Here is a 23,960-nt window from a genome sequence, read left to right on the forward strand (position 1 = left end):
GTTTCATTCTCCTTTGGTTTTCAAAAGGTATGATAATTATTTCACTGCAACTGAAAGCCCATCGCGGATAACTGCTACTTTTGCCTCTTTGCCCATAATGGCATAAGCCTTTTCTAATGCTTCATCAAATGTCTTTGCTAAGTCCATGTGCATATTTGTAATCAATGATGGATCAACTAAGTCAGAAACGAAAATGACATGGTGCTTATCGAGAATACGTGCCAAAATTTGAGAAGTCCATTGGTCAGGAACGGTTTCAAACTGCGGTGTATGAATAGCCTTGTCTAGAAATTCTTTTGGTTCCTTCACATCCGCTAGGTTTCTGTAGAAGCCTTCACCGCCATGTCCATCTACACATCCGGCAACCATAATAATTACGCCGTTTTCTTTATTAATGGCTTCTGCAGCTGTCATTCCTTTTACTGCTTGATAAATGTTTTGGTCAAGTGGAAAACCGCCATTAGTGGATACCGCAATATCACATGGGATTTTGTCTACCTTTGCTAAATCATAAACAAAGTCGCATCCTACTTTATGAGCGTCAACTACATCACCAGCAAATGATCCGATAATATGTTTTTCGCCGTCTAATACCACATTTAAAATAAATTTCAATCCTGCTTTTTGCGCTGCGTACAACATATCCTTATGAATTGGATTTCCTTCAATGACAGCGGTACGAGATTTCTCATCATGAATGAATTGACCGCTGTGATTGGCCATAATTGTACGGTAAGATGCTACACCAGGAAGAACGGATTTACGGCCTCCGGAGAATCCAGCAAAAAAGTGGGATTCAATAAAACCTTCTGAAATCAGTAAATCAGCTTCTACTGCCAATTTATTAATAATGCAGTCGCCGCCAGAAGGAAGTTGTCCGATTGTTACCATAGAAGCATCGTCGGTGGAAACGTGCATAACAATTTCTTCATTGTTCACAATTTCTTCACCATATTTTTCGACTAACTCTTCATGTGTTGATGGACGGTGGAATCCTGTCGCAACTAAAATTTTTATTTGAGCATCTGGTTCTACTGAGCGGATTCTGCGTAGCAGAATAGGTGTAATAATTTTAGAAGGTACAGGGCGTGTATGATCTGAACTTATAATGACAATATTTTTTTTACCCTTCACTAATTCTTCTAATTTTGGCGCGCCGATAGGATTATCCAGAGATTTTTCAACAATCTCTTCTTGAGATAAATCCGTATGGTAATGTTCGGCTTTCGATTCTAACAAAGCTAGAAAGTTCTTGTCTTCAATTTCTGCTGTAATTGTAGACTTGTGATATGGAAGTTTAATTTGAACCATCTTCATTCACTCCTCAAAAAATTATGCAACGAACTTACGTAACGAACATATCTTACCTTCTTTTGCGGGAGAAAAAGCTATCAAATCCTTATTGCAAACTTCAGTATTTTTTGTTATATACAAATGTATATGAAATAAATCATTATGTGATATTGAATGATGGGTTTGCATACTCGTAAAGTGTCAAGAATATTGTGTAAATAACAGAAGTCCTTTCTTTAAAGATGCCATTATATTCTTTCTTCTAGCTTGAACGTTATCTGATATAAGCTGATTCTTAGGGAAGACATCTTCTCTATGGATTGTAATTCCCCTCTACTAGAAAAGGTTTTCCTTTATTTAAGATATTATTCATTTGCAAAACCATTTTATCGATACTCATCATAGATGGATAAAAACTATTTATTTAGGAGTTTTAGATATATGAGTAATCAGTATTTAAAAATGTATTTGAAAAATAAGAATCCGAAAATTGTCTCAAAGGAGAGACATACTTATCTTACCTACAAAGGATTGCTTGACAGCTATGTATATATCTTGCAATCAGGCATTATTAAAACAAGCGTTATTTTAAAAGATGGCAGAGAATTTAATTTGTCTTATCTAAACGATGTCGAAATTGTGACATTAATGAAAGATGAAACATCCGAGGTTACAACTGCCCCGTTTAATATACGGATTGAATCAGAATCAGCATCTTTTTACCAGATTAACCGTATCGAATTTTGGAAAGATGTGAATGTCAACCAGGAGTTGCTTGCTTATGTAAAAAATTATTATCGCGATAACTTAAATTACTTTATTCACAAATGCGAAAGAATGTTAATGAATGGTAAAAAAGGAGCTTTGCACGCGATTTTATTAGAATTGGCAGATCGATTTGGTGTGAAAACCGCTGAAGGATTATTAATTGATTTTACAATTACGTACGAGGAACTTGCAGGATTTTGTGGTATAAGTTCCCACACTAGTGTCAATCGCATGATAACGGAGCTCCGCGCGAAAAAGGTTGTAGAAATTGTGAACAGAAAAATATTGATTACTGATTACAGTTATTTGGTAGACAACGTGGCAAGATAATTGTGGCAGTGCATTGTGATTCCAAACGGATTTACGAATGAAATCAGAGTTTAATAGCGTTCAAGTAATTTACCAGATACGGATAGCTAAATTCTTAATTCATGAAAAAACCCACATATCATTATGGATATGTGAGTTTTTTTACTAATACTTATTACCGAATCAAATTTGTTTTTGCAAGGTCGATTAGTTCGTTTCCGCGCCCGTTAAGAACGGCTTTTACCATCCAAAGCGTAAATCCTTGGGCTTGCTCATATTTGATTTTTGGAGGTAAAGATAATTCTTGACGGTTGACAGCAACATCGATAATGGCTGGTCCATCGTGTTCAAAAGCTTGTTTCATTGCAGATTCGAGATCAGCAGGGTCTTCAACGCGTACGCCTTTCATTCCTATCGCCTCTGCAATTGCTGCAAAGTTCGGGCTATCAAGGCCAGTTCCTGTTTCAGGGTAACCAGCTGCTTTCATTTCAAGTTCTACGAAGCTAAGTGCTTGGTTATTAAATACTACCACTTTAACAGGTAATTTATGTTGATGAAGAGTTAATAAGTCACCCATTAACATGGAGAGACCGCCATCTCCGCAAAGGGCTACCACTTGGGAATTTGGTCTAGCAATTTGCGCTCCGATTGCTTGTGGTAAGGCATTGGCCATTGTTCCATGGTTAAATGAACCTAATAAACGACGTTGTCCATTCATTTCTACATATCGGGCTGCCCATAGAGTAGGTGTACCAACATCGCAAGTGAAGACCGTATTTTCATCCGCTAAGTCACTTACTACTTTTGTTAAATATTGCGGATGGATTGGTTTACGACCTGGTTTACCGATTGCAAGTTTATCTAGTGATTGACGCACATTTTTATAATCTTCTACGTGTTTTTCAAGGTGGCGTGAGTTTTCTTTTTCTTCAATATATGGTAAGAGCGATTCTACTGTACTTTTTACATCTCCGCATAAACCGTAAGATAGTGGAGCGCGTCGACCTAAATGTTCTGCGCGAATATCTACTTGTAGAATGTTAGCGTTTTTCGGATAAAATTGTCTATAAGGAAAATCAGTTCCTAGCATGAGAAGAACATCACATTCCATCATCGCATTGTAACCAGATGAATAGCCAATAAGTCCAGTTAAACCTGCATAATAAGGATTATCATATTCTAGAAATTCTTTTCCTCGCAAGGCGATGACCATTGGAGATTTTAGTTTTTCACAAAGTGCGAGTACTTCGTCTCTAGCCCCTTCACAACCTGCACCGCATAATAAAGTTACTTTTTTTCCGTGGTTTAAGTAGTCAGCTAATATTTGCAGTTCCTCATCAGATGGGCGAACAACCGGCTTTGCTACATGAAGTACATGTTCTGGTACCTTTTCTTCGCTTTTAAGAGCTGCTACATCACCTGGTAACACGATTACCGAAACGCCTTTTTTTGCAATAGCCGTTTGCATGGCCATTGTCACTATACGTGGCATTTGATCTGATTTAGTAATGGTTTCACAAAAATGACTGCAATCATTAAAGATTTGTTCTGGACGAGTTTGTTGGAAATACTCACTACCAATTTCGTTACTTGGAATATGCGCTGCAATAGCTAAAACAGGAATACGGCTACGGTGGCAATCAAATAAACCGTTAATGAGATGTAAATTTCCTGGGCCGCTACTTCCTGCACAAACAGCAATACTATTATTTAACAAAGAATCCGCACCAGCTGCAAAAGCAGCTACCTCTTCATGTCTTACGGAAATCCATTCGATTTTTTCTGAACGTCTCACTGAATCTAATACAGCGTTTAATGAATCCCCTACGATTCCATAGATTCGTGTTATCCCAGCATTTAATAATGATTCAATAAGTAAATCTGCAATTGTCTTTCCCATATTTTTCCCTTCGTTTCTTATGTAATGGTGGTAAAAGCATGTATCTACTCGTCAATAGCTGAAACTTAGTTTAACCCGTTTTCAAAACATGATGCAGGTCACTTCCTTTTTTAATGAAGGATACTTAACTAAGTAAATACGTACAGTTTTCTTAAAATACATTCTGTTATAGTATAAGAGGTACAACTGTATTATCAGCTGAATTGTGAACGTTTTTTGAACGTAGTTTATATTACACCCGAACACACCAATAAAACAAGGGATTTGAATCAATTTTTTTATTTTTAGTGTGTAAATAAGGGAAATCTGTATTAATAAAAAATATATTTTGTCTAATACACATCTAGCGGAGTAATCGTCATCGTTTAAACTAAGATGGTAAAAAGATTGTCACTTGTTCCAGTATTTCTACTATTATATAATTCGACTAAGTCCACTTTAAGGCAGAGGATGTTTGTACGACTTACATAACGAGTAAGTGGGAGATTGTTTTAATATAGGCAAGAACTGAGGATGTTTATGTTAAGGTTTCGTGGATTGTGTCATACATCAATGCAGAACGGATATGACTATACTATTCATGGAGGATAAATTCAAAAGGATGAAAATAGTAAAATTAGGCATTTTAATACTATATAGCATACTTATCGGAGGAATTGTAGGGCTTTTGACATGGGGTTTTTTAGCTGTTACTTCTTTAATCATTCACTTTTTATGGGTTACCTTACCACAGACATTTCCTATTAAAAATTGGACCCTATTATTGTGCTTAATTGGAGGCGTTTTGGTAGGTTTATGTCAAAAATACTTTGGTAATTACCCACGTAATATGGAAGAAGTATTAGCGGAATTCAAAGAAACCAAAAGAGTTGATTATAAGTTCGTACATACAAGCACATTAACAGCATTTTGCGTTCTTTCATTTGGAGCTAGCCTTGGCCCTGAGGCGGCTTTAGTTGGTTTAGTAGGAGGTCTTTCTACATGGGCAGGAGACACGATTAAATCCTTAGCTAAGAAAAATCCAATTTTAAATGAATACGGAAATATAGTCACAGAGTATAGTATGGAAGCTACCATTAGTATGATTTTTCGAGCACCACTATTTGGTGCTACCACATTCTTTGAAGATAGAAATGATTCAAGACTTATAAAGCTGATAAAAACACTTGTATATGTAATAACTACTGCTGCAGGTTTTGGTGTATTTATACTTTTATCAAAAATAGATGGCAGAAGTCTTTCTTTAGCTAATTTTGGTTCAGGAATAGTAGGGAAAAATGAAGTAATAGCCATAATACCACTTATCTTTTTAGGAATATTACTTGCAAGTTTATATAAATTTTTTGGAGATATTCTTCAAAAGGTACTTAAACCACTTGAAAATTATAAAATAATAAAAGCTGTTATTGGTGGATTAATGTTAGGGTTAGTAGGAACTATACTTCCGATTACTTTATTTTCAGGAGAGCACCAGCTAACAGAATTAGCAGCAGGATGGACAGATATATCTGTTTATTTATTATTGGTAGCAGGAATTGTAAAGCTATTCCTAACAGAATTTTGTTTAGCAACTGGCTGGCGTGGAGGACCTATATTTCCTGTTATTTTCGCAGGAGTAAGTATAGGTTATGGAATTGCATTGTTATTTCCGATAGATCCAGTAACATCCATTACCATTTTAACTACTGCACTTACAAGTGCAATACTCAAAAAACCAATAGCAGTTATATTTATTTTCATCATTCTTTTCCCAATAAATTTAATAATACCAATGATAATCGCTGCGTATATGCCGATATATATATTCAAGTATAAGAATAAATTTATGCAAAGATTATATTGATGTTTATGATTATTATTTTTCTATCCAAACACAATGATTGTGGAAGATATGTTTGAGGATGTGTACGAGGGGTTGAAAAAATAGAATACCGTCTGAACAGTGCCTGTAGCAAGATATAGGTCAAATAGCTTTCTATTTTTTGTAAATAGATTTGTAATTTTATACACTTTAAACTTGCTGGGGCTGTCTAAAAAGTCCCTAAAATAAAAGTGGTAACGAAAACCTCCGGCTTAGCCGGAGGTTTTTAATTTGTGGTAGTGTGCAAACATTATTGTAATTAGGAATTCACTATCACTTTCTATTTTTACCTATAATTTACTTATATTTAATATTACCCCAAATGTATGATTATATGATGGACTAGTAATATTTATAAAATGAAATGGAGGGCTGTAAATGAGTACGCATGATTCAAAATCAGGTATGGACAGAAGGGATTTTATAAAAGTAGGTGGAATGAGTGCGCTTGCTTTATCACTTGGAGCTGCTGGAGTTACAGGAGATTTTTTGGGTAACACGACTGTTTTGGCTGAGACAAATGAAGATGTAAAGCTAAAATTCAATTCTGCTGGCAAGTTCAAAATTATTCAGTTTAACGATGTACAAGATGATGAGCGCATTGACCGTAGGACGTTAGAACTAATGGAAAAAGTACTTGATTCTGAAAAACCTGATTTTGTCATTCACAATGGAGACAACATAACAGCTGGCTGTGATTCTCCGTTAGAAGTACATCAAGCTATTAATAATATAGCTCAGCCAATGGAACAAAGAGGAATTAAATGGGCAATGACATATGGAAATCATGATGAAGATTCAACGCCAAATAGCGGATTGAATGAAGATGACATGTTAAAAATTTATATGTCTTTCAAAAATAATATGAACAAATTAGGAGAAAGAGGGATTACAGGAACAGGAAATATGAATTTATTGATTAACAATTCTAAAGGAACTACAGCAGCATTTAATCTTTGGCTACTAGATAGCGGAAGATATGCTCCATCATCCATTGCAGGACAAAATTTTAATGGATATCCTACTTGGGATTGGATTCGCTTTGATCAAGTAAATTGGTATTATGAGACTTCCAAAAAACTAGAAAATAAGTATAAGCGTAAGATTCCTGCACTAATGTTTATTCATATCCCTCTATGGGAATATCGATATATGTGGTTTGCTAGTAAACAAGAAATGACAGAGGCTCAACATCAAATAGCTGTGAAAAAGCACAATATTGTAGGGGAAAGAAATGAATCTGAAAGCCCAGGTCCAATTAACAGCGGCATGTTTTCGGCGATTTTGGATAGAGGAGATGTCAAGGGAGTCTTTTGCGGACACGATCATGTAAATACGTATACAGGCAATTATTATGGGGTCCTGCTTGGTTATGCAGGCAATACAGGTTTTGGTACTTACGGACTTTCAGGTGCTGATCGAAATAGACTTCGTGGAGCAAGAGTATTTAATCTAGATGAGAATAAAGAAGGAGTCCTAGTAGAAACTCATATGGTTTTTGCGAAGGATTTTGGTATAGATTTAACAGCGAACGATCAAAGCATGGATCCTCTACCATTAGATGAAACAAAGAAAAAAGAAAAAGTTGAAAAATAAGCTTTTAAAGTCGTAGCCCGTTTTTGTAGAAGATTCTTGAGGTAATTTATTAGGAGGTATTATTATGTTTCAAAACATTGGAATTCCTGGATTAATCCTTATCCTTGTAATTGCCTTAATCATTTTTGGCCCTTCAAAATTACCAGAGATTGGCCGGGCATTTGGCAATACTCTAAAAGAATTTAAAAAAGCAACAAGTGATCTGATGAGTGGGGAACAAGAACGTGATTCTAAACAAAGCAAAAAAGAATCAAAAATTGTAGAGACAAAACAAACTAATACGAACAGCTAATAGTTTAAAGAGATGTAGGTAGGGGCTCCTATTTACATCTTTCTTATTAGTGGGGGGTGTCTTTCTTATGAGAATGAGTTTGATCGAACATTTAGATGAATTACGTAAGAGGATCATTATTGTATTAGTAACTTTTGTTAGTTTCCTTTGTCTATCCCTTTTTTTTGCAAAAGATATTTTACAAATTATATTAAAAGATTTGAATGAGCAATTAGCCATACTAGGTCCTGGGGAAATTTTATGGATTTACATGACTGTTGCTGGTATTGTGGCAATTGCCTGCACCATTCCTGTTTCAGCCTTTCAAGTGTGGAAATTCGTAAAGCCTGCTCTCACAAATGAGGAACAAAAAACATCATTAGCATTTATCCCAGGTTTATTTCTTTTATTTTTGCTAGGGCTTTCCTTTGGTTATTTTATTCTGTTTCCAATCGTTCTTTCCTTTTTAAAAAGCTTAGCAGGATCACAGTTCCAACTATTTTTTACAGTTGATAAGTATTTCAAATTTATGATTAATCTCGTATTACCATTTGGATTTTTATTTGAAATGCCAGCTGTCATTATGTTTTTAACAAAAATCGGCATTATTAATCCTAATAGATTAATAAAGGCAAGAAAAGTATCCTATTTCGTCTTAGTGGTCATTTCAGTGATTATTTCTCCTCCTGATATGGTTTCCGATATTATCGTTACGGTTCCATTATTGGCACTATATGAATTTAGTATTACTTTATCAAAAATAGTATATCGAAAACGGATTGTCCTTAGAGAAACGTCTAATGTTTCTGGTCTGGAAAAAGCAAAAGTAAGTTTGTGAATTACAGGAAAGGAGAAATACTGTACCTATAAACTGGGAACTTAAATACCCTTACATTAATACTTCAAATTAGAGGGATGTTTTTAAATGCTTTTATAAACTCTATTTTCATCATCATTAGAACTCAAATTTACCATTGATGTAAGAAAAGGGTGGGCAAGGTTTATTGTGCTCCCCTTTTTAAGTAATCGATTTTTGGAAAATGCATTCTAATTCACAAAGTGACTTTAATATGCTTAAAGAACATAAATAGTATGTCACAATACCGTCATTAAAATATTATTGATTTCCTTCTAAACCAATGATATCTTATATTTAGAAAACAAAAATCTAAACGTTTACATAAATATTCTTACAGGTTTTAATGATCAAACCCTGTTTTATTTATTTTTTTAACGAAAAATGTAAACGTTTACATTTCAGGAGTTTTAAAATGGAATCTAAACCAAATATCCAAGATGTAGCAAAGCTTGCAAATGTGTCTATTGCGACTGTCTCTAGGGTGATCAATAATCAAGGAGGTGTCCGTGAATCTACAGAGGAGAGGATACAAAAGGCGATTGATGAATTGGGCTATATTCGCAATGCAGCAGCTAGAACAATGAAGCGAAAAGAAACCAATACAATCGGTGTCATTGTCCCTGACATCAAAAACCCGTTCTTTCCTCTCGTAATGGCTGGAATTGAACAAAAAGCCAGGGAGAAAGATTATTTCACCATCTTGAGTAGTACAAACGAGTCACCTATTGTGGAAGAAAAGATTGTGAAGAATTTTATTGAGCGCGGGGTTGATGGGGTAATTATAACGACCGCCAATGAAAATGGCGAACATCTTAAACTGTTTCAAGAGCAGGATATTCCAATTGTTGCGGTTGACCGCAGCATCAAAAGTTTTGATGTGGATACTGTCCTTATTGACAACGCAAAAGGGTCGTACCAAGCGGTTCAACATCTAATTTTACAGGGGCATGAGAAAATCGCTATCATTTGCGGACCGCAAAATACTACTCCAGGGCTAGAAAGATTCTTAGGCTATAAGAAAGCACTGGAAAATTATAATAAACCTTTTGATGAGCGATATGTAGTCATGGGAGATTTCGGAGAGAAGAGTGGCTATCAGGCGACGAAGGTACTTTTTGAACTTGAGGACAGGCCGACCGCTATTTTTTCTTCGAATAACTTAATGACGATAGGTTGTATGAAGGCCTTGGAAGACTTGAACTGGAAGCTTGGCAGCGAAGTGTCGTTCATTGGTTTTGATGATGTTGATATCGCAACATTTTTAAATCCGAAACTTACTGTTGTTGCAAGGCCTATGAATACAATAGGAGAAATTGCATTTCAGCTATTATATGAACGAATTAGCTTTAAAGAGCCTCTTCCGAAACGGGAATATTTATTGACGCCTGAGCTAAAAATTAGGCAGTCCTGCCGGTTAGTGAAAACAACAGTTTAAATTTCGTTAATAAGCAATGCTTTCAAGCAATTGAAGAATGGAGCACCAGTGGGTAAGACCATGTTGGTGTTTTCATTCCGCAAAAAATGAAAGCGCTTTAATTAATAAATTATCTTAAAGAAAAAGGAGCTCTTTACATGAACATCGCAAAAATGATTGATCATACCCTGTTAAAAGCAGAAGCTACAAAGGAACAAATAGTGAACCTTTGTGCAGAGGCAATGAAATATGGATTTGCTTCTGTATGTGTGAATCCAGTATGGGTAACAACAGCAGCAGGAGAGCTTGAAGACAGTGATGTTAAGGTTTGTACAGTCATCGGCTTTCCACTTGGGGCCTCGACTTCTGCAGTTAAAGCATTTGAAACAGCGGATGCGATAAAGAATGGTGCAGAAGAAGTGGACATGGTAATCCCAATCGGTAAGTTGAAATCTGGTGCTGCTGGGGAGGTAGAAGCTGATATTCGTACTGTTGTAGATGCCGCACATGGAAAAGCACTCGTTAAAGTCATTATCGAAACATCTCTGCTTACTGAGGAAGAGAAGGTGCGTGCTTGTGAAATGGCAATGCGTGCAGGTGCTGATTTTGTAAAAACATCAACAGGATTTTCAACAGGAGGGGCAACAGTTGAAGATGTAGCATTAATGCGAAAAGTTGTTGGAGAACAAGCAGGGGTAAAGGCATCTGGAGGAATACGTAATCTGGCGGATCTGAAGGCCATGGCCGAGGCTGGTGCAAATCGAATTGGTGCAAGTTCTGGAGTGAAGATTATGAATGACGAAACAGCTGAGAGCGGCTACTAATCTCTCATGACTTGAGGGTAACAAAAAATAAAATATTCAGGAGATGTTGAAATGAAAGGAAATACCTTAATTCAATTACCAGATGGATATTTGAACCGTACACCAATTTTCCAGTTTATCCTTTTATCCATGCTTTTCCCGTTATGGGCGGTGGCAGCAAGCTTAAATGATATTTTAATTACACAGTTCAAGCATGTGTTTGAGTTAAGTGATTTTGCGAGCGCTTTAGTTCAAAGTGCATTTTACGGAGGCTATTTTCTCGTAGCGATTCCTGCTTCATTGGTTATTAAGAAAACGAATTACAAGTTTGCGATTATTACAGGATTGCTATTTTATATTGCAGGGTGTTCGTTATTTTATCCAGCTTCACATATGGCTACATACACGATGTTTTTATTTGCGATCTTTTCTATTGCAATTGGCCTTGGATTTCTTGAAACTGCTGCGAATACATACAGTTCCATGATTGGTCCAAGAAAGTATGGAACGCTTCGCTTAAATATTAGTCAAACGTTTTATCCATTAGGGTCAATTTCAGGTATTTTACTTGGAAAATATCTTGTTTTCCAAGAAGGAGCAAGCCTTGAGACGCAGATGGCAAATATGTCGCCAGCAGAGGCACATGCTTTCGGACTCAAAATGCTCGAGCATACGCTGGAACCATACAAGTATATTATTTTTGTACTTGTCGGTGTACTCGTGTTGTTTATACTTACAAAATTCCCTTCTTGTAAACCGAAAATTGGAAGTGGTGAAGCGTTAGAAAAATCGCCAGGGATTATAAGTACACTGAAATACTTAGGTAGAAACAAGGATTTCCGTAAAGGGATCGCTGCCCAATTCCTATATGTAGGAATGCAAGTAACGGTTTGGTCTTTTACAATTCGTCTAGCACTTAACATCAACCATGGCATTAATGAGCGTATGGCTTCGAATTTCATGGTGTTCAGTTTTATTTGTTTTTTTGCAGGCAAGTTCATTGCCAATTTTCTTATGACTCGATTCTCACCATCCAAGATATTGGTTAGCTACTCCATTATCGGTTCTGCTCTGCTTGCTTATGTAGCATTCGTGCCGAACATGACAGCAGTGTATGGGGCAGTCGCAGTAAGCATGCTATTTGGACCGTGCTGGCCAACCATTTATGCGGAAACACTGGAAGTTGTAAAAGAGAAGAAATATACAGAGATGGCCGGAGCGATTCTGGTTATGTCCATTGTTGGTGGCGCTTTCATACCTGCACTTCAAGGTTATGTATCTGACGTATTCCATTCTATGCAAATCTCGTTCCTTGTACCAATGATGTGCTTTATCTATGTTGGTTTCTATTTCTTCAGTAAATTAAAAAAACAGCAGGCAGTAGAGAAACCATCAGAGGAATTAACAAAAATAGCTCAGTAAGTAACCTAGATAAGGGCAGTTGTGATTAGGCTGCCCATTTATTGAAATAGGAGATGATTAGGAATGATGAAAGGAATCGTAGAACTACAACGGAATTTTTTTGAAGAAACGAGCAAAGTAATTTTTCATAATGAAAAAATCACAGCGAGCATATTCCGGTATTCATCTGGAGTTGAGGCAATTGAACTGATAAATTCACGGGGGAGAATGGTTGTTCTTCCTTATATGGGGCAGATGATCTGGGATTTAGAATTTGATGATGTGGATCTTAAAATGAAAAACATGTTCTCCCAGCCGAAAAAAGTAAGTAATGTCGTAGATACATATGGTTGCTTTGCTTTTCACTCAGGTTTGATCCGCAATGGCTGCCCGGGACCACAAGATGATTATGAATTGCACGGAGAAATGCCGTGTGCAGAAATGGACAGAGCTTGGTTAGAAATAACAGATGAGGGTATTAAGATCTGTGGTGAAACGGAGTATGCAAAAGGATTTGGCCACCATTACTTGGCTCGTCCGAGCGTTAGAATATTTAATGATGAAACGTATATTGAGATCAACATGACTGTAATAAATCTCTCAGGTGCAGAGATGCCATTGCAGTATATGTGCCATACAAACTATGCTTATCTGGAAGATGCAGAAATGAAGCAGAGCATTCCATCTGCTGCTTTCAAGCTGAGAGAATCCGTTCCAGCCCATGTGAAGCCGACCGAAAAGTGGTTGAATTATAATCGAAAGTTAATTTCAGGTGATGAAACACTTACAGTTTTAAATCAGCCTGAAATGTACGATCCTGAGATTGTATTTTTTGGCGATAAGTTGGATCGATATCAGAAAGAAGTAGAGTTTGAACTTGTTTCTCCAAACGGTTGTACGTTCTTTACAAAATTTTCAACAGAGGAATTAAAGTATGCAACACGATGGATTTTACATAACAGTGATCAGCAGGTAGGGGCGTTTGTTTTACCTGGTACATGCCGGCCAGAAGGTTTTCTTGCTGCTGAGAAGTCTGGAACATTAATTAAGCTTGGTGCAGGGGAAGAAAAATCATTCACAGTCGTAACAGGTAAGAAATAGGGGGGGAAAGAAATGGATATCGCAGTAATTGGATCCAATATGGTAGATTTCATTTCATATATTGATAAAATGCCAAAAGAGGGAGAAACATTAGAGGCACCCGACTTTAAAATGGGCTGTGGCGGCAAAGGGGCAAATCAGGCAGTGGCCGCTGCTAAAATGGGCTCGAAGGTAATGATGGTAACCAAGATTGGCGATGATATTTTTGCAGACAACACGATTAAAAATCTTGAAAGCTATGGGATTGACACGGAGTTTACTAGTAAAGTCCCTGGAACCTCTAGTGGTGTTGCGCCGATTTTTGTAGATAGGGAATCCAAGAACCGTATCCTTATTATTAAGGGTGCGAATCAATATCTCTTGCCTGAAGATGTTGATCTCGCAGCTGAGAAGCTTAAGAAATGTTCATTAATTGTTCTGCAGCTTGAAATTCCACTACAGACGATTTATCGGGCTATTGAGTTTGGAAATAAGCATGGCATTCCTGTTGTTTTGAATCCAGCACCAGCATCAAAGGATTTGGATTTTGATTATGTGTGCAAATGTGATTATTTTATCCCAAACGAAAGCGAGCTAGAGCTATTAACAGGTATGCCTGTTGAGAGTAAAGAGCAGATGCGGGAGGCTGCATTCACTTTAATTGATAAAGGTGTAAAAAATGTGATTGTCACAATGGGTAGTCGCGGGGTTATGTGGGTAACGAAGGAGAAGGTTTGTACAGTAGATTCATATAAGGTTGACGCTATCGATACAACTGGAGCTGGCGATGCTTTCATTGGCTGTTTTGCTCATTTCTTTGTGCAAAATGGTGATGTGCTCCATGCAATTAAAATGGCTACAGCTTTTGCTGCATTAAGTGTCACAAAGCAAGGAACGCAAACCTCTTATCCAAATGTGAAAGAATTGAAACAGTTTATGGAATAACCGAGAACACTCGTGACTTTAGTCATGAGATGAATCGGCTTCGGATAGGGCGTGGCTTATGCCACGTTAACTATCCGACATATGCTTAGCTGGAAATGTACAAAAAGCACTAATATAATGACATTATATTCCATAAATCTTTTGACATATGTTATTATAAATATGAGGTGGAACATATGGCAGAAGCAAAGAATGGCAGAGGATATGTATACTCCATTCAGTATCATCTTGTGGTTTTCCGCCAAAGAAACACAATCAGAATTATTCCAAAGATGAAAGCGCTCGTGTTGGATTAGATATTGGTACATCCACACTCGCCATTGCTTCTGAAAAGGAAGTGAAGCTACTCGAGTTAGCGGAAGGTTTGTCCGCCCGCGAACACAAAAAACGCATCTTACAGAGTAAATTAGATCGTAGGCGTAGAGCGAATAACCCTAACAAATATAATGAAGATGGCACAATCAATAAATCAAATCGAGAGAAATGGATGCAAAGTGAAAATTACAAAAAAACTCGAAAAGAAGTAGCGGAAATGAGCCGAAAGGTAGCGGATAAGAGAAGACTTGCGCACAACATTCTAGCCAACCATATTCTCTCGTTAGGTTTAGATATTCGAGTGGAAACAATGAATTTCAAAGGACTTCAAGCAAAAACAAAGAAAACAGAGGTTAGTGAAAAGACGGGACGATTCAAACGTAAAAAACGTTTTGGGAAGTCATTAGCGAATCGTGCGCCATCGATGCTTCTTACGATTATCGACAACAAACTAAACTATTTCGGCTTATCCCTAAAGCGGATTGACACCGCTAAAGTAAAAGCCAGTCAATTTGAACACTTCACACAAACTTACGTAAAGAAAAAACTCTGGGAACGTTGGAACCACTTCGAACAAGGTAATGTTCAGCGAGATTTGTATAGTGCTTTCCTGATTATGAATACAAAAGATAACCTACGTGAAATCGATGTTGGACGAGCAAATAAAACTTGGGATCACTTCTTTGAAAAACACGAACAGGAAATGGAACGAATCAAACATTTGAACAAAAAACAATTACGTAGTATCGGCTTGTAAAACTTCAATATAAAAGGGTTTTGAACCGAGCCAACAGGGCGCTAATGGCAGCAAAAGTTGCCTTGCCCATGAAAGTCTAAGGGAAACAGCTGAGTGGCTGATGTTAGCCGAAAACTCGTTTTCGGTCATTCAGACGAAGGCTGAATGAATGTACCTTAGAACCTCGTGACTTTAGTCATGAGAGGTTCAGGAAGACGCAAAGTTAACTGTATAAGTTGAACGAAATATTTACAATTATTTGAGCGAATTTCATACAATTTTACACAATCAAGATTTCAGCAAAAAATCAAATTCACCCTATATTAATATTTGAAGTGGTTAATGTCATCAGAATAATGTAATATGAAAGAGCCTAATCCCTTAGAGAGATTAGGCTCTTTAACTTATATAAATCTTTCGAGGATAATATATACTATGATAATGGAGTGAATATATGAGTAACGCAAAAGGTAAAGGCGGAACAGGTAGAGGAACAGACAAAAAGGGTTGGAACCGTTGGCAAGCGAAAGGGAAGAAAATAAAGAGTGCCAAACCATATACAAGCAAAGGTGTTAAAAAAACTGGCGCTGAATGATAAAGTTAATAATAAAGGGTATAGTAACTCTTAAATAAAAAGCCGGTCTGGGTGACAATACGTCATGCTAACCGGCTTTTGTTAGTATAATAACATGTTTAAACTAAAGGGATTCTTTCATCTGATTTACAATGAAGCTACCGGATGAAAAAAATCCCTGGACGATGCTACAAACAGCTATCGGTCTAAGCGAGAGAATGTAAGAAGGTGTCTCAAACAGTGAGGCTCTCTTTCTTTTTCCACCCAAGTATGGCTTCAGGTATAATCATACATATAAAACGTGTTAGAGGTGTACAGATAAAATGAGACCGACTGTCTTACTTGCCGATGATGATGAAAATATCAGAATGGTTACGCAGCTTTATTTAGAAAAAGAAGGGTTTCAAACAAAAATAGCTTGTGATGGTCAACAAGCTCTTCATATGTTAGAAAAGGAGAAAATTGATTGTGCTGTCATTGATATTATGATGCCTGGTATGGATGGTTGGCAGCTTTGTAAAGAAATTAAGTCGTACTATGAGATACCGGTTTTAATGCTTACTGCTCTAGGTGAAGCAGAAGATACGATTAAAGGATTTCAAATTGGAACGGATGATTATATGACAAAGCCGTTTCATCCAATGGAACTCGTTATGCGTGTAAAGGCACTATTAAAACGATACAATATTTCCCTAGCAGGAAGCTTGTCCTATACTAATATCCATATTGATAGTAATCGGTATGAAGTGCAGATTGGGGAAGAGGTCGTTACGCTGCCAATTAAACAATTTGAATTGTTATATACATTAGCAACTCATCCTGGAAAAATTTTCACACGAGATGAACTGATTGAGAAAATCTGGGGATTCGATTATGAAGGGGATGAAAGAACAGTGGATACGCACATAAAAAGGTTACGAAAGCGATTGAAAGAATTTGAAGATCTACTGCAAATTGTTACGGTCAGAGGATTAGGATATAAGGTAGAGATATCATGATAAAGTCCATCTATGTTAAAAATATACTCAATTATTTTCTTGTGATTATTGTGTCACTGGTTGCTGCGTTTTTGCTTACCTCCTTTTTATTTCAAAAGCAGGAAGTACAAAGACACGAGGATGAATTAATTGCACTAGGAAAAAATAGTATTCTTTTCTATCAAAATGTAAATAATGACATGTTTAATGACTATGTGAAGAATATGTCCTCCTTCCAAGCAGAGATTTATATATATAATCAACATGGAACCGTAGTAGTGCCACAAAATACAGAGACACCAAAATGGAACCAAAAAACAATTGATGATGTGATAGCAGGTACGGTATATCGAAATATGTCCAACCCACGTATGGAAGCAGTGGGGTTACCATTTGAATATAACAATGAGAACTATGCGTTATTTATCAAGCCGAGTTATGAAAAAATCGTTCATCAAATAAGAACTACTTTATTAACAGCATTACTAACTGCTTTCGTAGTAGGGATTCTCCTTATCCTTTTAACGACTCGATTTTTAGTAAAGCCTATTGTTCACATGACTCGTGCAACAAGAGAACTCGCAAAAGGAAATTTTAGCGTTCGAATGAACATTACGAGCAAGGATGAAATTGGGGAACTCGCTAACAGCTTTAATTTTATGGTAGAAGAATTAGATAAGACCGAACAAATGAGAAAAGATTTTGTTGCGAATGTGTCCCATGAAATTCAATCTCCACTCACTGCAATTAAAGGGATGACAATCGCATTAAAGGACGAAATGGTAAATCCAAATGATGTAAAACGTTATCTTGGCCTGATTGAACAGGAGAGTGAACGGTTATCTAATTTAACGAAGCAATTGTTACAGTTATCGTCCCTAGAAGCAAATAAAAACGTACTTCATCCGAAAGTATACCGCTTAGATTCACAAATACGTAAGCAGCTTGTTGCGATGCAATCTATGTGGATGGAAAAGCAGCTTGATATTCAATTCGACCTACCAAAACTGGAAGTATATGCGGACCAAAACCTAATGAGCCAAGTGTGGACCAACCTACTCTCCAATGCCATTAAGTATAATTGGACAAACGGCACCATTACGGTAAACGGATACGAAATCGATGATACTATCGAAATCATCATTTCTAATACAGGCAACGGAATACCAGCCGAAGACATACCTTATATTTTTGACAGATTTTATAAAGTAGACAAATCCCACACAAGAACAACAAAAGGCTATGGCATTGGCTTAGCTGTTGTAAAACGAATCATCCATCTTCACAATGGAACCATTTCTGTAAATAGCATCGAAGGAAAAGAAACAACCTTCCGCGTACGATTAACAAAACAAAAAACCGAAACTGTAACGTAAGGAGGAAATTGCAGATCAGAGTTGATCTGCAATTTTTTAGTTGGCTCCAGAGAATTGAGCGAAAGGAAAAATAATAGAGCGTTTTTAGGAGAGCGAACCATAAGTAAATGAGGTTTTTATAATCAATATATTAATATCTCTAAATTCTATGCTAGAATTAAATAGAAAAAGGAAAAAATTTAGGGGGCATCATGACTTATATACTTCCTGGGCAAATGCTTGCATTTATATGCAGAATTCTTCTTTTCATTACTAGTCAGGGAAGACTACTAAAAGGTAAAACCAACTGGCCCTTAGCAGATGGGGTATTCGTAATAGTGTAAGGATAGTTTTGATAGAATATTGTTTGATTTTAAATATCAGAAAGGCTTCATATACTTTTACTAGTATTGAAGAACAAATTCTCCATGAATAAAATTTATTTCAACACATTTGTTATTATGATCGCTATTATTACCGTCATCAATTTTGCATTTTATTGGACATCAAAAAATAATCTCATAAAAAAAGAAGCAGAAATCAATGAGAATGTATCCAAAAACATCAAGTCAACCGTCGAAAATAACCAAAAAAGTGTTGAATTGTTCGAAAGTTCATTAGCACAACAACTTTATACAGACTCCCTTTTTATTAGTAATCAACTTCCATCAGATGCCAAACAAGTGTCAAGGTCCCAATTGCAAGAGTTGGCAAAAAAATTACAGTTGGATGAAATCGCCATTCTAGTTCCTGATAAACAATGGTTTGATTTAGTTCAATCTACATCTTCTGCTGAAGTGGGAACCAATAGCAAGATGTGGGGTGACAAATGGAATCGGATGTTTTTTCAGTTAGTTAACAATAAAAATGTAACATTGGAACCCAATTTTGGGGAAGCTTATCCTCACTTTTGGACAGGTCCTTTTGATTCTTCTGCCAATATCCCCGACAAAGTATTTAAATATGGCTATTACTATGATGGAACAAAGAATTATATTATTGAACCAGCATATGAGGGAAAAAAGCTGGTTGACTATCAAAAAGACGCAGGGGTAGATGCTGCAATCAATAGTTTTATCAAGAACAACCCATCCATCAAAGAAATCAGTGTGTTAAATTTTAATCGACTTACGGGAGATTTCAATATCGCTCCAGGTGAGTCATGGACAAATCGAATTGCTTTCCATAATCGCGAAGTTATTAGTGGAACCAATAATTATGCATCAATTATAGATAAAAATATTGCCAGTAAGGCTATTGATCAAAACAAAAACCTTTACCGAATTGCCACTTTAAACGGGAACAAAATCTTACAATTTTACATTCCAATCCAAATTAAAATAGATGGAAACACGAATCAATACAAAACAATTATTATTAGTTCTGTTGATTATTCTCAAATTTCTAATGAATTATGGAATGGAATGATTCAACTGTCTTTAGTGGTTATTTTTTGCTTTATCATTTGTTTTGTGTTGATTTATATTTTATTCCGACATATCAGGAAACAAGGGAAACTCTTATCGGATATTCAAAACCTGTACGCTGGAAGAGTAAACAGCCTGTATAAAACCATTCGAGAATATCGTCATGATGTTGCCAATCATATTTTTACTATACAAGGGTTACTTTCATTAAAGCATTATTCCGAAGCTGAAAAATATATAAAGCAATTGAGCAAGATTCATAAAGAAACATCAGCAATAATAAATATCCATATTCCTGCTTTTATTGGACTCTTGCAAGTAAAAATTGCTGAGAGTATAGAAAAAAATATCAAATTTGATCATCAATTTGAAGGGTTTGAATATCTAGAATTAGATATCGAAAAAATAACGAATTTAGTTAAAGTCATTGGAAATATTCTTAATAATTCCTTTCATGAAGTGGAAAAAAATGAGGAAGAAAATCGTTCTGTATCCATTACTGGAAAAGCTATGGAGAAGAAATTACAAATTTGCATCCAAAATAATGGCGACATGATTCCGCCACATTTATTAGAAAAAATATTTGATTATGGATTTACAACAAAGAAAGAAGGTTCTGGAATAGGATTGGCAAGTGCGAAAAAAACCATTGAACAATATAAGGGTAAAATCACTGTAAATAGTAATCAAGAATGGACAACCTTTACTATCGACCTCCCATTGTCCAAAAGGGAATTTGTCTCTGATCCTGTTCAGAAAGGAAAAGCTAAATAAGAAAAAAGGAGTTAATGCCTTCCATCTTTCATTATGTAAGAAGCCCTCTAATTAAGAAGGGCTTTTTACTTTTTCTTCAAAATGCCACATTCATGCCACAAAACTTTTATATCCTGAATGTATTACCATTGAAGAAGGAGTGTTACGTGTGAGTAAGGTTTTAAAGCTGAGTTTGAAAAACACAGTGGCTATTATGATACTTGTTGTACTTGTATTGATTAGTGGTATTTATGCTACTAACAAGATCAAGGTCGAAACGTTTCCGAATATTTCATTTCCAGCTTTATTTGTTCAAGTTACGTATATGAATCATTCTGCGGGTGAATTGGAGGAACAGCTAACAAATCCTCTTGAAGATGCGATTAAACAACAAAGAGGATATGATACGTTAACGAGTACGTCCAGTAATAATACCGCAAATATAGCCATTACGTATCCGTTTGGTACGGATATGGATAAACAAAAAACAAAGCTGGATGATGCGGTTAGTAAAGTAAAGGTACCTGATGGCGCTAAAGTTGAAGTAAAAAAAATTGACGCTAGTGCTCAGCCTATCTATGAAGTTGCTCTTTCTGCAAACGGTTCAAATCAAGATGTGCAAAAGGCAATTGAAGACGATCTTGTTCCAAGCCTTGAGAAAGTGGAGGGTGTAGGAAATGTAACGGTTGACGGTACGAAAACGCATAAGATATCTATTGAAGTTGATCAAGATAAAGCAAAAGAATATGGTATTTCATTACAAAATATTAAAGATGCGATTCAAGCAAAAAATTATAAAGTTTCTCTCGGTCAAGTAAATCAAGATGGAACGAAAATTCCACTTGATTTAGAAGGATCTACTGCGACTACTGACAACTTAAATCAAATCGAAATTTCAGGTGGAGCAACGAACTTAGGGCAGGCAGCTGTAAAGCAAGCAGGTTTGGGTAATGCTGCATCTGGACAAATGATGGGTAATGCAGCAGCCTCTGCCGGTCAAACAATAAGCAGTTCTGCTTCTTCTGTGCAAAAAGTAAAGCTTTCTGATATTGCTACCATTAAGGATGCAACTGATCAGCAAGAAATTACTCGATTTAATGGAAAAGAAAGTTACCTACTTTCTGTAACAAAGACACAAGATGCGAATACAGCTCAAGTAGTGAATCAGGTAAAAGATAAAATCAATGCATTCCAGAAGAATAATAGTGTTACAACTTATACTGTTCAGGACCAAGGAAAAGAAGTAGATCAGTCCATTTCCTCTCTTTTAAAAGAAGGGGGCTATGGCGTCTTATTTGCCGTAGTTATTATCTTGTTGTTCTTACGTAATATTCGTGCTACATTGATTTCGATTATATCGTTGCCATTATCTATTTTGGCTACAATTAGTTTGCTGCAACAAACGAATTACACTCTTAATATTATGACACTAGGCGGTATGGCGATTGCCGTTGGTCGTATTATTGATGATAGTATTGTTGTCATTGAAAATATATATCGTTGGCGTCAAGAAAAAGGAAACGAACTTAGCATGAAGCAGGTAGCCCTGTATGCGACAAAAGAAGTGATGCGAGCTGTTACAGCCTCCACACTTACGACACTTGTCGTGTTCGTGCCAATTGCCTTTGTTACTGGAATGATTGGGGAAATATTTAGACCATTTGCGCTTGCAGTCGTGTTTTCTATTTCTGTTTCCTTGATTGTTGCTTTACTATTAATTCCTATACTAGGAAGCATGTTCTTTAAAAAAGTGAAGCCTGTCAACAAAGAAGGAAAGCTCGTTGCTCTGTATGAGAAGTTTCTTAGAGCTTCGTTACGGAAAAAATGGATTGTTGTTACTGTATCGATTTTACTGTTAGTGGGTTCGTTTGCAATGATTCCGAAAATAGGTGTTGCATTCTTGCCAGCAAGTAAGGCAACTGCTATGCAAGCGGTAGTAGAAGTACCGAAATCAGTAAGTGTGGAACAGATGGATGATATTGCGAAACAAATAGAATCGTATTTGAAAGATCAAAACGAGATTAATTATAGTCAAGTTTCGATTGGTATTGCCAATGGGCATGAAATGTTTATTGGTAGTAGCAAAAATAAAATTACATTCCTTATTCAATTAAAGGATGGTCAGGATGCCGATTCCTTATTAAGTAAATATCAAAAAAATATAGATGAGATTTCAAAGGGAAAATATAAAGATTCTACTGTAACGGTAACTGAAAATCAGCAAAACGGAATGCAAGCAGGAAATAATATTGATATTCAGCTGTACAGTTCTGATAACAATAAACTTACAGATGCATCGAATGAAGTTGTACAATTATTAAAGAAAAATGATCAGCTTAAAAACATTTCAAGCAATGTAAGTGACGTACAAACGAAATGGAAGCTTGTCCTAAATGATGATGCAGGGGTTCCTTATACAGCAGTTATGCAAGCCATTAATGAGTATTTGTCACCTGTTTCGGTAGGTGAATATGAAGTAAATGGAACACAACAAGAAGTAACCGTAAGTTACAATAAACAACCGACATCGAAAGAAGACATAGAAAATATCGAAATCAATACACCAACAGGTAAGAAGACAGTAGGAGAAATAGCAACGCTACAAGAAGTACAGGCACCTACAACGTTGTATCATGATGATGGCAAACCGCTTGTAAAAATCTCTGCTGATATAAAGGGAAATAATACTGCCCAAGTATCAAAAAGCGTACAAAAAGATGTAAAAGCTCTGTCTTTACCAAATGGAGTGGACGTTACATTTGGCGGCGGTTTAAAAATGATTAGTGATGGTTTTTCTAGCATGGGTATTGCTATGGTATCAGCAATTGGGCTTGTTTTCTTAGTATTAAGCTTTACATTTGGCGGAATTTTAACGCCGCTTGTCATTTTATCCTCCCTTATTTTCATTCCAATTGGAGCTTTAGGAGGATTACTTATAAGCGGACAATCTCTTTCTATGAGCGCCTTAATTGGCTTGTTAATGCTTATTGGTATCGTTGTTTCCAATGCAGTCGTACTGCTGGATCGTGTGGAAACAAATCGAAAGCACGGCTTGGAGATAGGGGATGCTATTGTAGAAGCTGCAAAAACACGGTTACGTCCGATTTTAATGACAGCCTTTGCGACCGTATTTGCGCTTATCCCTCTTGCTGTGTCAGGTTCATCATCTGATTTAATCTCAAAGGGACTAGCGGTTACCGTAATTGGCGGTTTAACAACATCTACCCTTTTAACACTTGTATTTGTGCCAGTTTTATATGCAATGGTAGGCAAGTTTAGAAAAAACATTTCAGATGATATTTGATAGAATTTATAAAATGCAC

18 protein-coding genes are annotated in these 23,960 nt (G+C 36.4%); 16 read left to right on the forward strand and 2 right to left on the reverse strand.

What is annotated here, in order from left to right; translation table 11 throughout:
- Window positions 1–36: 36 nt before the first annotated feature.
- The gene (gene larA / locus ACM5BR_RS15470; protein ID WP_416828909.1) at window positions 37–1,311 is read right to left on the reverse strand and encodes a nickel-dependent lactate racemase; all 1,275 of its coding nucleotides are present in this window, start codon (window positions 1,309–1,311) and stop codon (window positions 37–39) included.
- A 423-nt stretch (window positions 1,312–1,734) separates the two neighbouring features.
- Here larA and ACM5BR_RS15475 point away from each other — a divergent pair, with 423 nt between their 5' ends.
- Window positions 1,735–2,391, forward strand: a complete 657-nt coding sequence (locus tag ACM5BR_RS15475; protein WP_416828910.1) for a Crp/Fnr family transcriptional regulator — start codon at window positions 1,735–1,737, stop codon at window positions 2,389–2,391.
- Between the two features lie 154 nt (window positions 2,392–2,545).
- Here the strand turns inward: ACM5BR_RS15475 and poxB are convergent, their stop codons facing one another.
- On the reverse strand, window positions 2,546–4,270 hold the full coding sequence (gene poxB / locus ACM5BR_RS15480) for a ubiquinone-dependent pyruvate dehydrogenase (protein WP_416828911.1): 1,725 nt from the start codon (window positions 4,268–4,270) through the stop codon (window positions 2,546–2,548).
- Window positions 4,271–4,871: 601 nt separating this feature from the next.
- Between poxB and ACM5BR_RS15485 the strand changes: the two genes are divergently transcribed.
- From ACM5BR_RS15485 to ACM5BR_RS15555, 15 genes are all read left to right on the forward strand, one after another.
- Window positions 4,872–6,113: a chloride channel protein gene (locus ACM5BR_RS15485; RefSeq protein WP_416828912.1), complete on the forward strand. Its 1,242-nt coding sequence runs from the start codon at window positions 4,872–4,874 to the stop codon at window positions 6,111–6,113.
- 396 nt (window positions 6,114–6,509) lie between these two features.
- Window positions 6,510–7,727, forward strand: coding sequence for a metallophosphoesterase family protein (locus ACM5BR_RS15490; RefSeq protein ID WP_416828913.1), 1,218 nt, complete (start codon window positions 6,510–6,512; stop codon window positions 7,725–7,727).
- Window positions 7,728–7,791: 64 nt separating this feature from the next.
- Window positions 7,792–8,019, forward strand: a complete 228-nt coding sequence (locus ACM5BR_RS15495) for a twin-arginine translocase TatA/TatE family subunit (protein WP_416828914.1) — start codon at window positions 7,792–7,794, stop codon at window positions 8,017–8,019.
- Between the two features lie 67 nt (window positions 8,020–8,086).
- Entirely contained in the window at window positions 8,087–8,836 is a 750-nt protein-coding gene (gene tatC, locus ACM5BR_RS15500; protein WP_416828915.1) for a twin-arginine translocase subunit TatC, read from the forward strand.
- Window positions 8,837–9,269: 433 nt separating this feature from the next.
- Window positions 9,270–10,292: a LacI family DNA-binding transcriptional regulator gene (locus ACM5BR_RS15505; RefSeq protein ID WP_416828916.1), complete on the forward strand. Its 1,023-nt coding sequence runs from the start codon at window positions 9,270–9,272 to the stop codon at window positions 10,290–10,292.
- Between the two features lie 137 nt (window positions 10,293–10,429).
- The gene (gene deoC, locus ACM5BR_RS15510; protein ID WP_416828917.1) at window positions 10,430–11,095 is read left to right on the forward strand and encodes a deoxyribose-phosphate aldolase; all 666 of its coding nucleotides are present in this window, start codon (window positions 10,430–10,432) and stop codon (window positions 11,093–11,095) included.
- Between the two features lie 51 nt (window positions 11,096–11,146).
- Complete coding sequence (fucP, locus tag ACM5BR_RS15515) at window positions 11,147–12,496, forward strand: L-fucose:H+ symporter permease (RefSeq protein ID WP_416828918.1); 1,350 nt, start codon at window positions 11,147–11,149, stop codon at window positions 12,494–12,496.
- A 63-nt stretch (window positions 12,497–12,559) separates the two neighbouring features.
- Entirely contained in the window at window positions 12,560–13,576 is a 1,017-nt protein-coding gene (locus tag ACM5BR_RS15520) for an aldose 1-epimerase family protein (RefSeq protein ID WP_416828919.1), read from the forward strand.
- A gap of 12 nt (window positions 13,577–13,588) precedes the next feature.
- Entirely contained in the window at window positions 13,589–14,500 is a 912-nt protein-coding gene (gene rbsK, locus ACM5BR_RS15525; protein ID WP_416828920.1) for a ribokinase, read from the forward strand.
- Between the two features lie 487 nt (window positions 14,501–14,987).
- The gene (locus ACM5BR_RS15530; RefSeq protein ID WP_416828921.1) at window positions 14,988–15,572 is read left to right on the forward strand and encodes a hypothetical protein; all 585 of its coding nucleotides are present in this window, start codon (window positions 14,988–14,990) and stop codon (window positions 15,570–15,572) included.
- Window positions 15,573–16,005: 433 nt separating this feature from the next.
- Window positions 16,006–16,146, forward strand: coding sequence for a DUF3934 family protein (locus tag ACM5BR_RS15535; RefSeq protein ID WP_416828922.1), 141 nt, complete (start codon window positions 16,006–16,008; stop codon window positions 16,144–16,146).
- A 302-nt stretch (window positions 16,147–16,448) separates the two neighbouring features.
- The gene (locus ACM5BR_RS15540) at window positions 16,449–17,123 is read left to right on the forward strand and encodes a response regulator transcription factor (protein ID WP_416828923.1); all 675 of its coding nucleotides are present in this window, start codon (window positions 16,449–16,451) and stop codon (window positions 17,121–17,123) included.
- Window positions 17,120–18,478 carry a sensor histidine kinase gene (locus ACM5BR_RS15545; RefSeq protein ID WP_416828924.1) on the forward strand — a complete coding sequence of 453 codons (1,359 nt, stop codon included), beginning with the start codon at window positions 17,120–17,122 and terminating at the stop codon, window positions 18,476–18,478. Before ACM5BR_RS15540 ends, ACM5BR_RS15545 begins: the two co-directional genes overlap by 4 nt.
- Before the next feature lie 407 nt (window positions 18,479–18,885).
- Entirely contained in the window at window positions 18,886–20,658 is a 1,773-nt protein-coding gene (locus ACM5BR_RS15550; protein WP_416828925.1) for a sensor histidine kinase, read from the forward strand.
- Between the two features lie 148 nt (window positions 20,659–20,806).
- Complete coding sequence (locus tag ACM5BR_RS15555; protein ID WP_416828926.1) at window positions 20,807–23,941, forward strand: efflux RND transporter permease subunit; 3,135 nt, start codon at window positions 20,807–20,809, stop codon at window positions 23,939–23,941.
- Window positions 23,942–23,960 lie beyond the last annotated feature (19 nt).

Origin of the sequence: Ectobacillus polymachus (assembly GCF_048159605.1) — a bacterium.
In the GTDB taxonomy this organism is placed as follows: Bacteria; Bacillota; Bacilli; order Bacillales; family Bacillaceae_G; genus Ectobacillus; species Ectobacillus polymachus.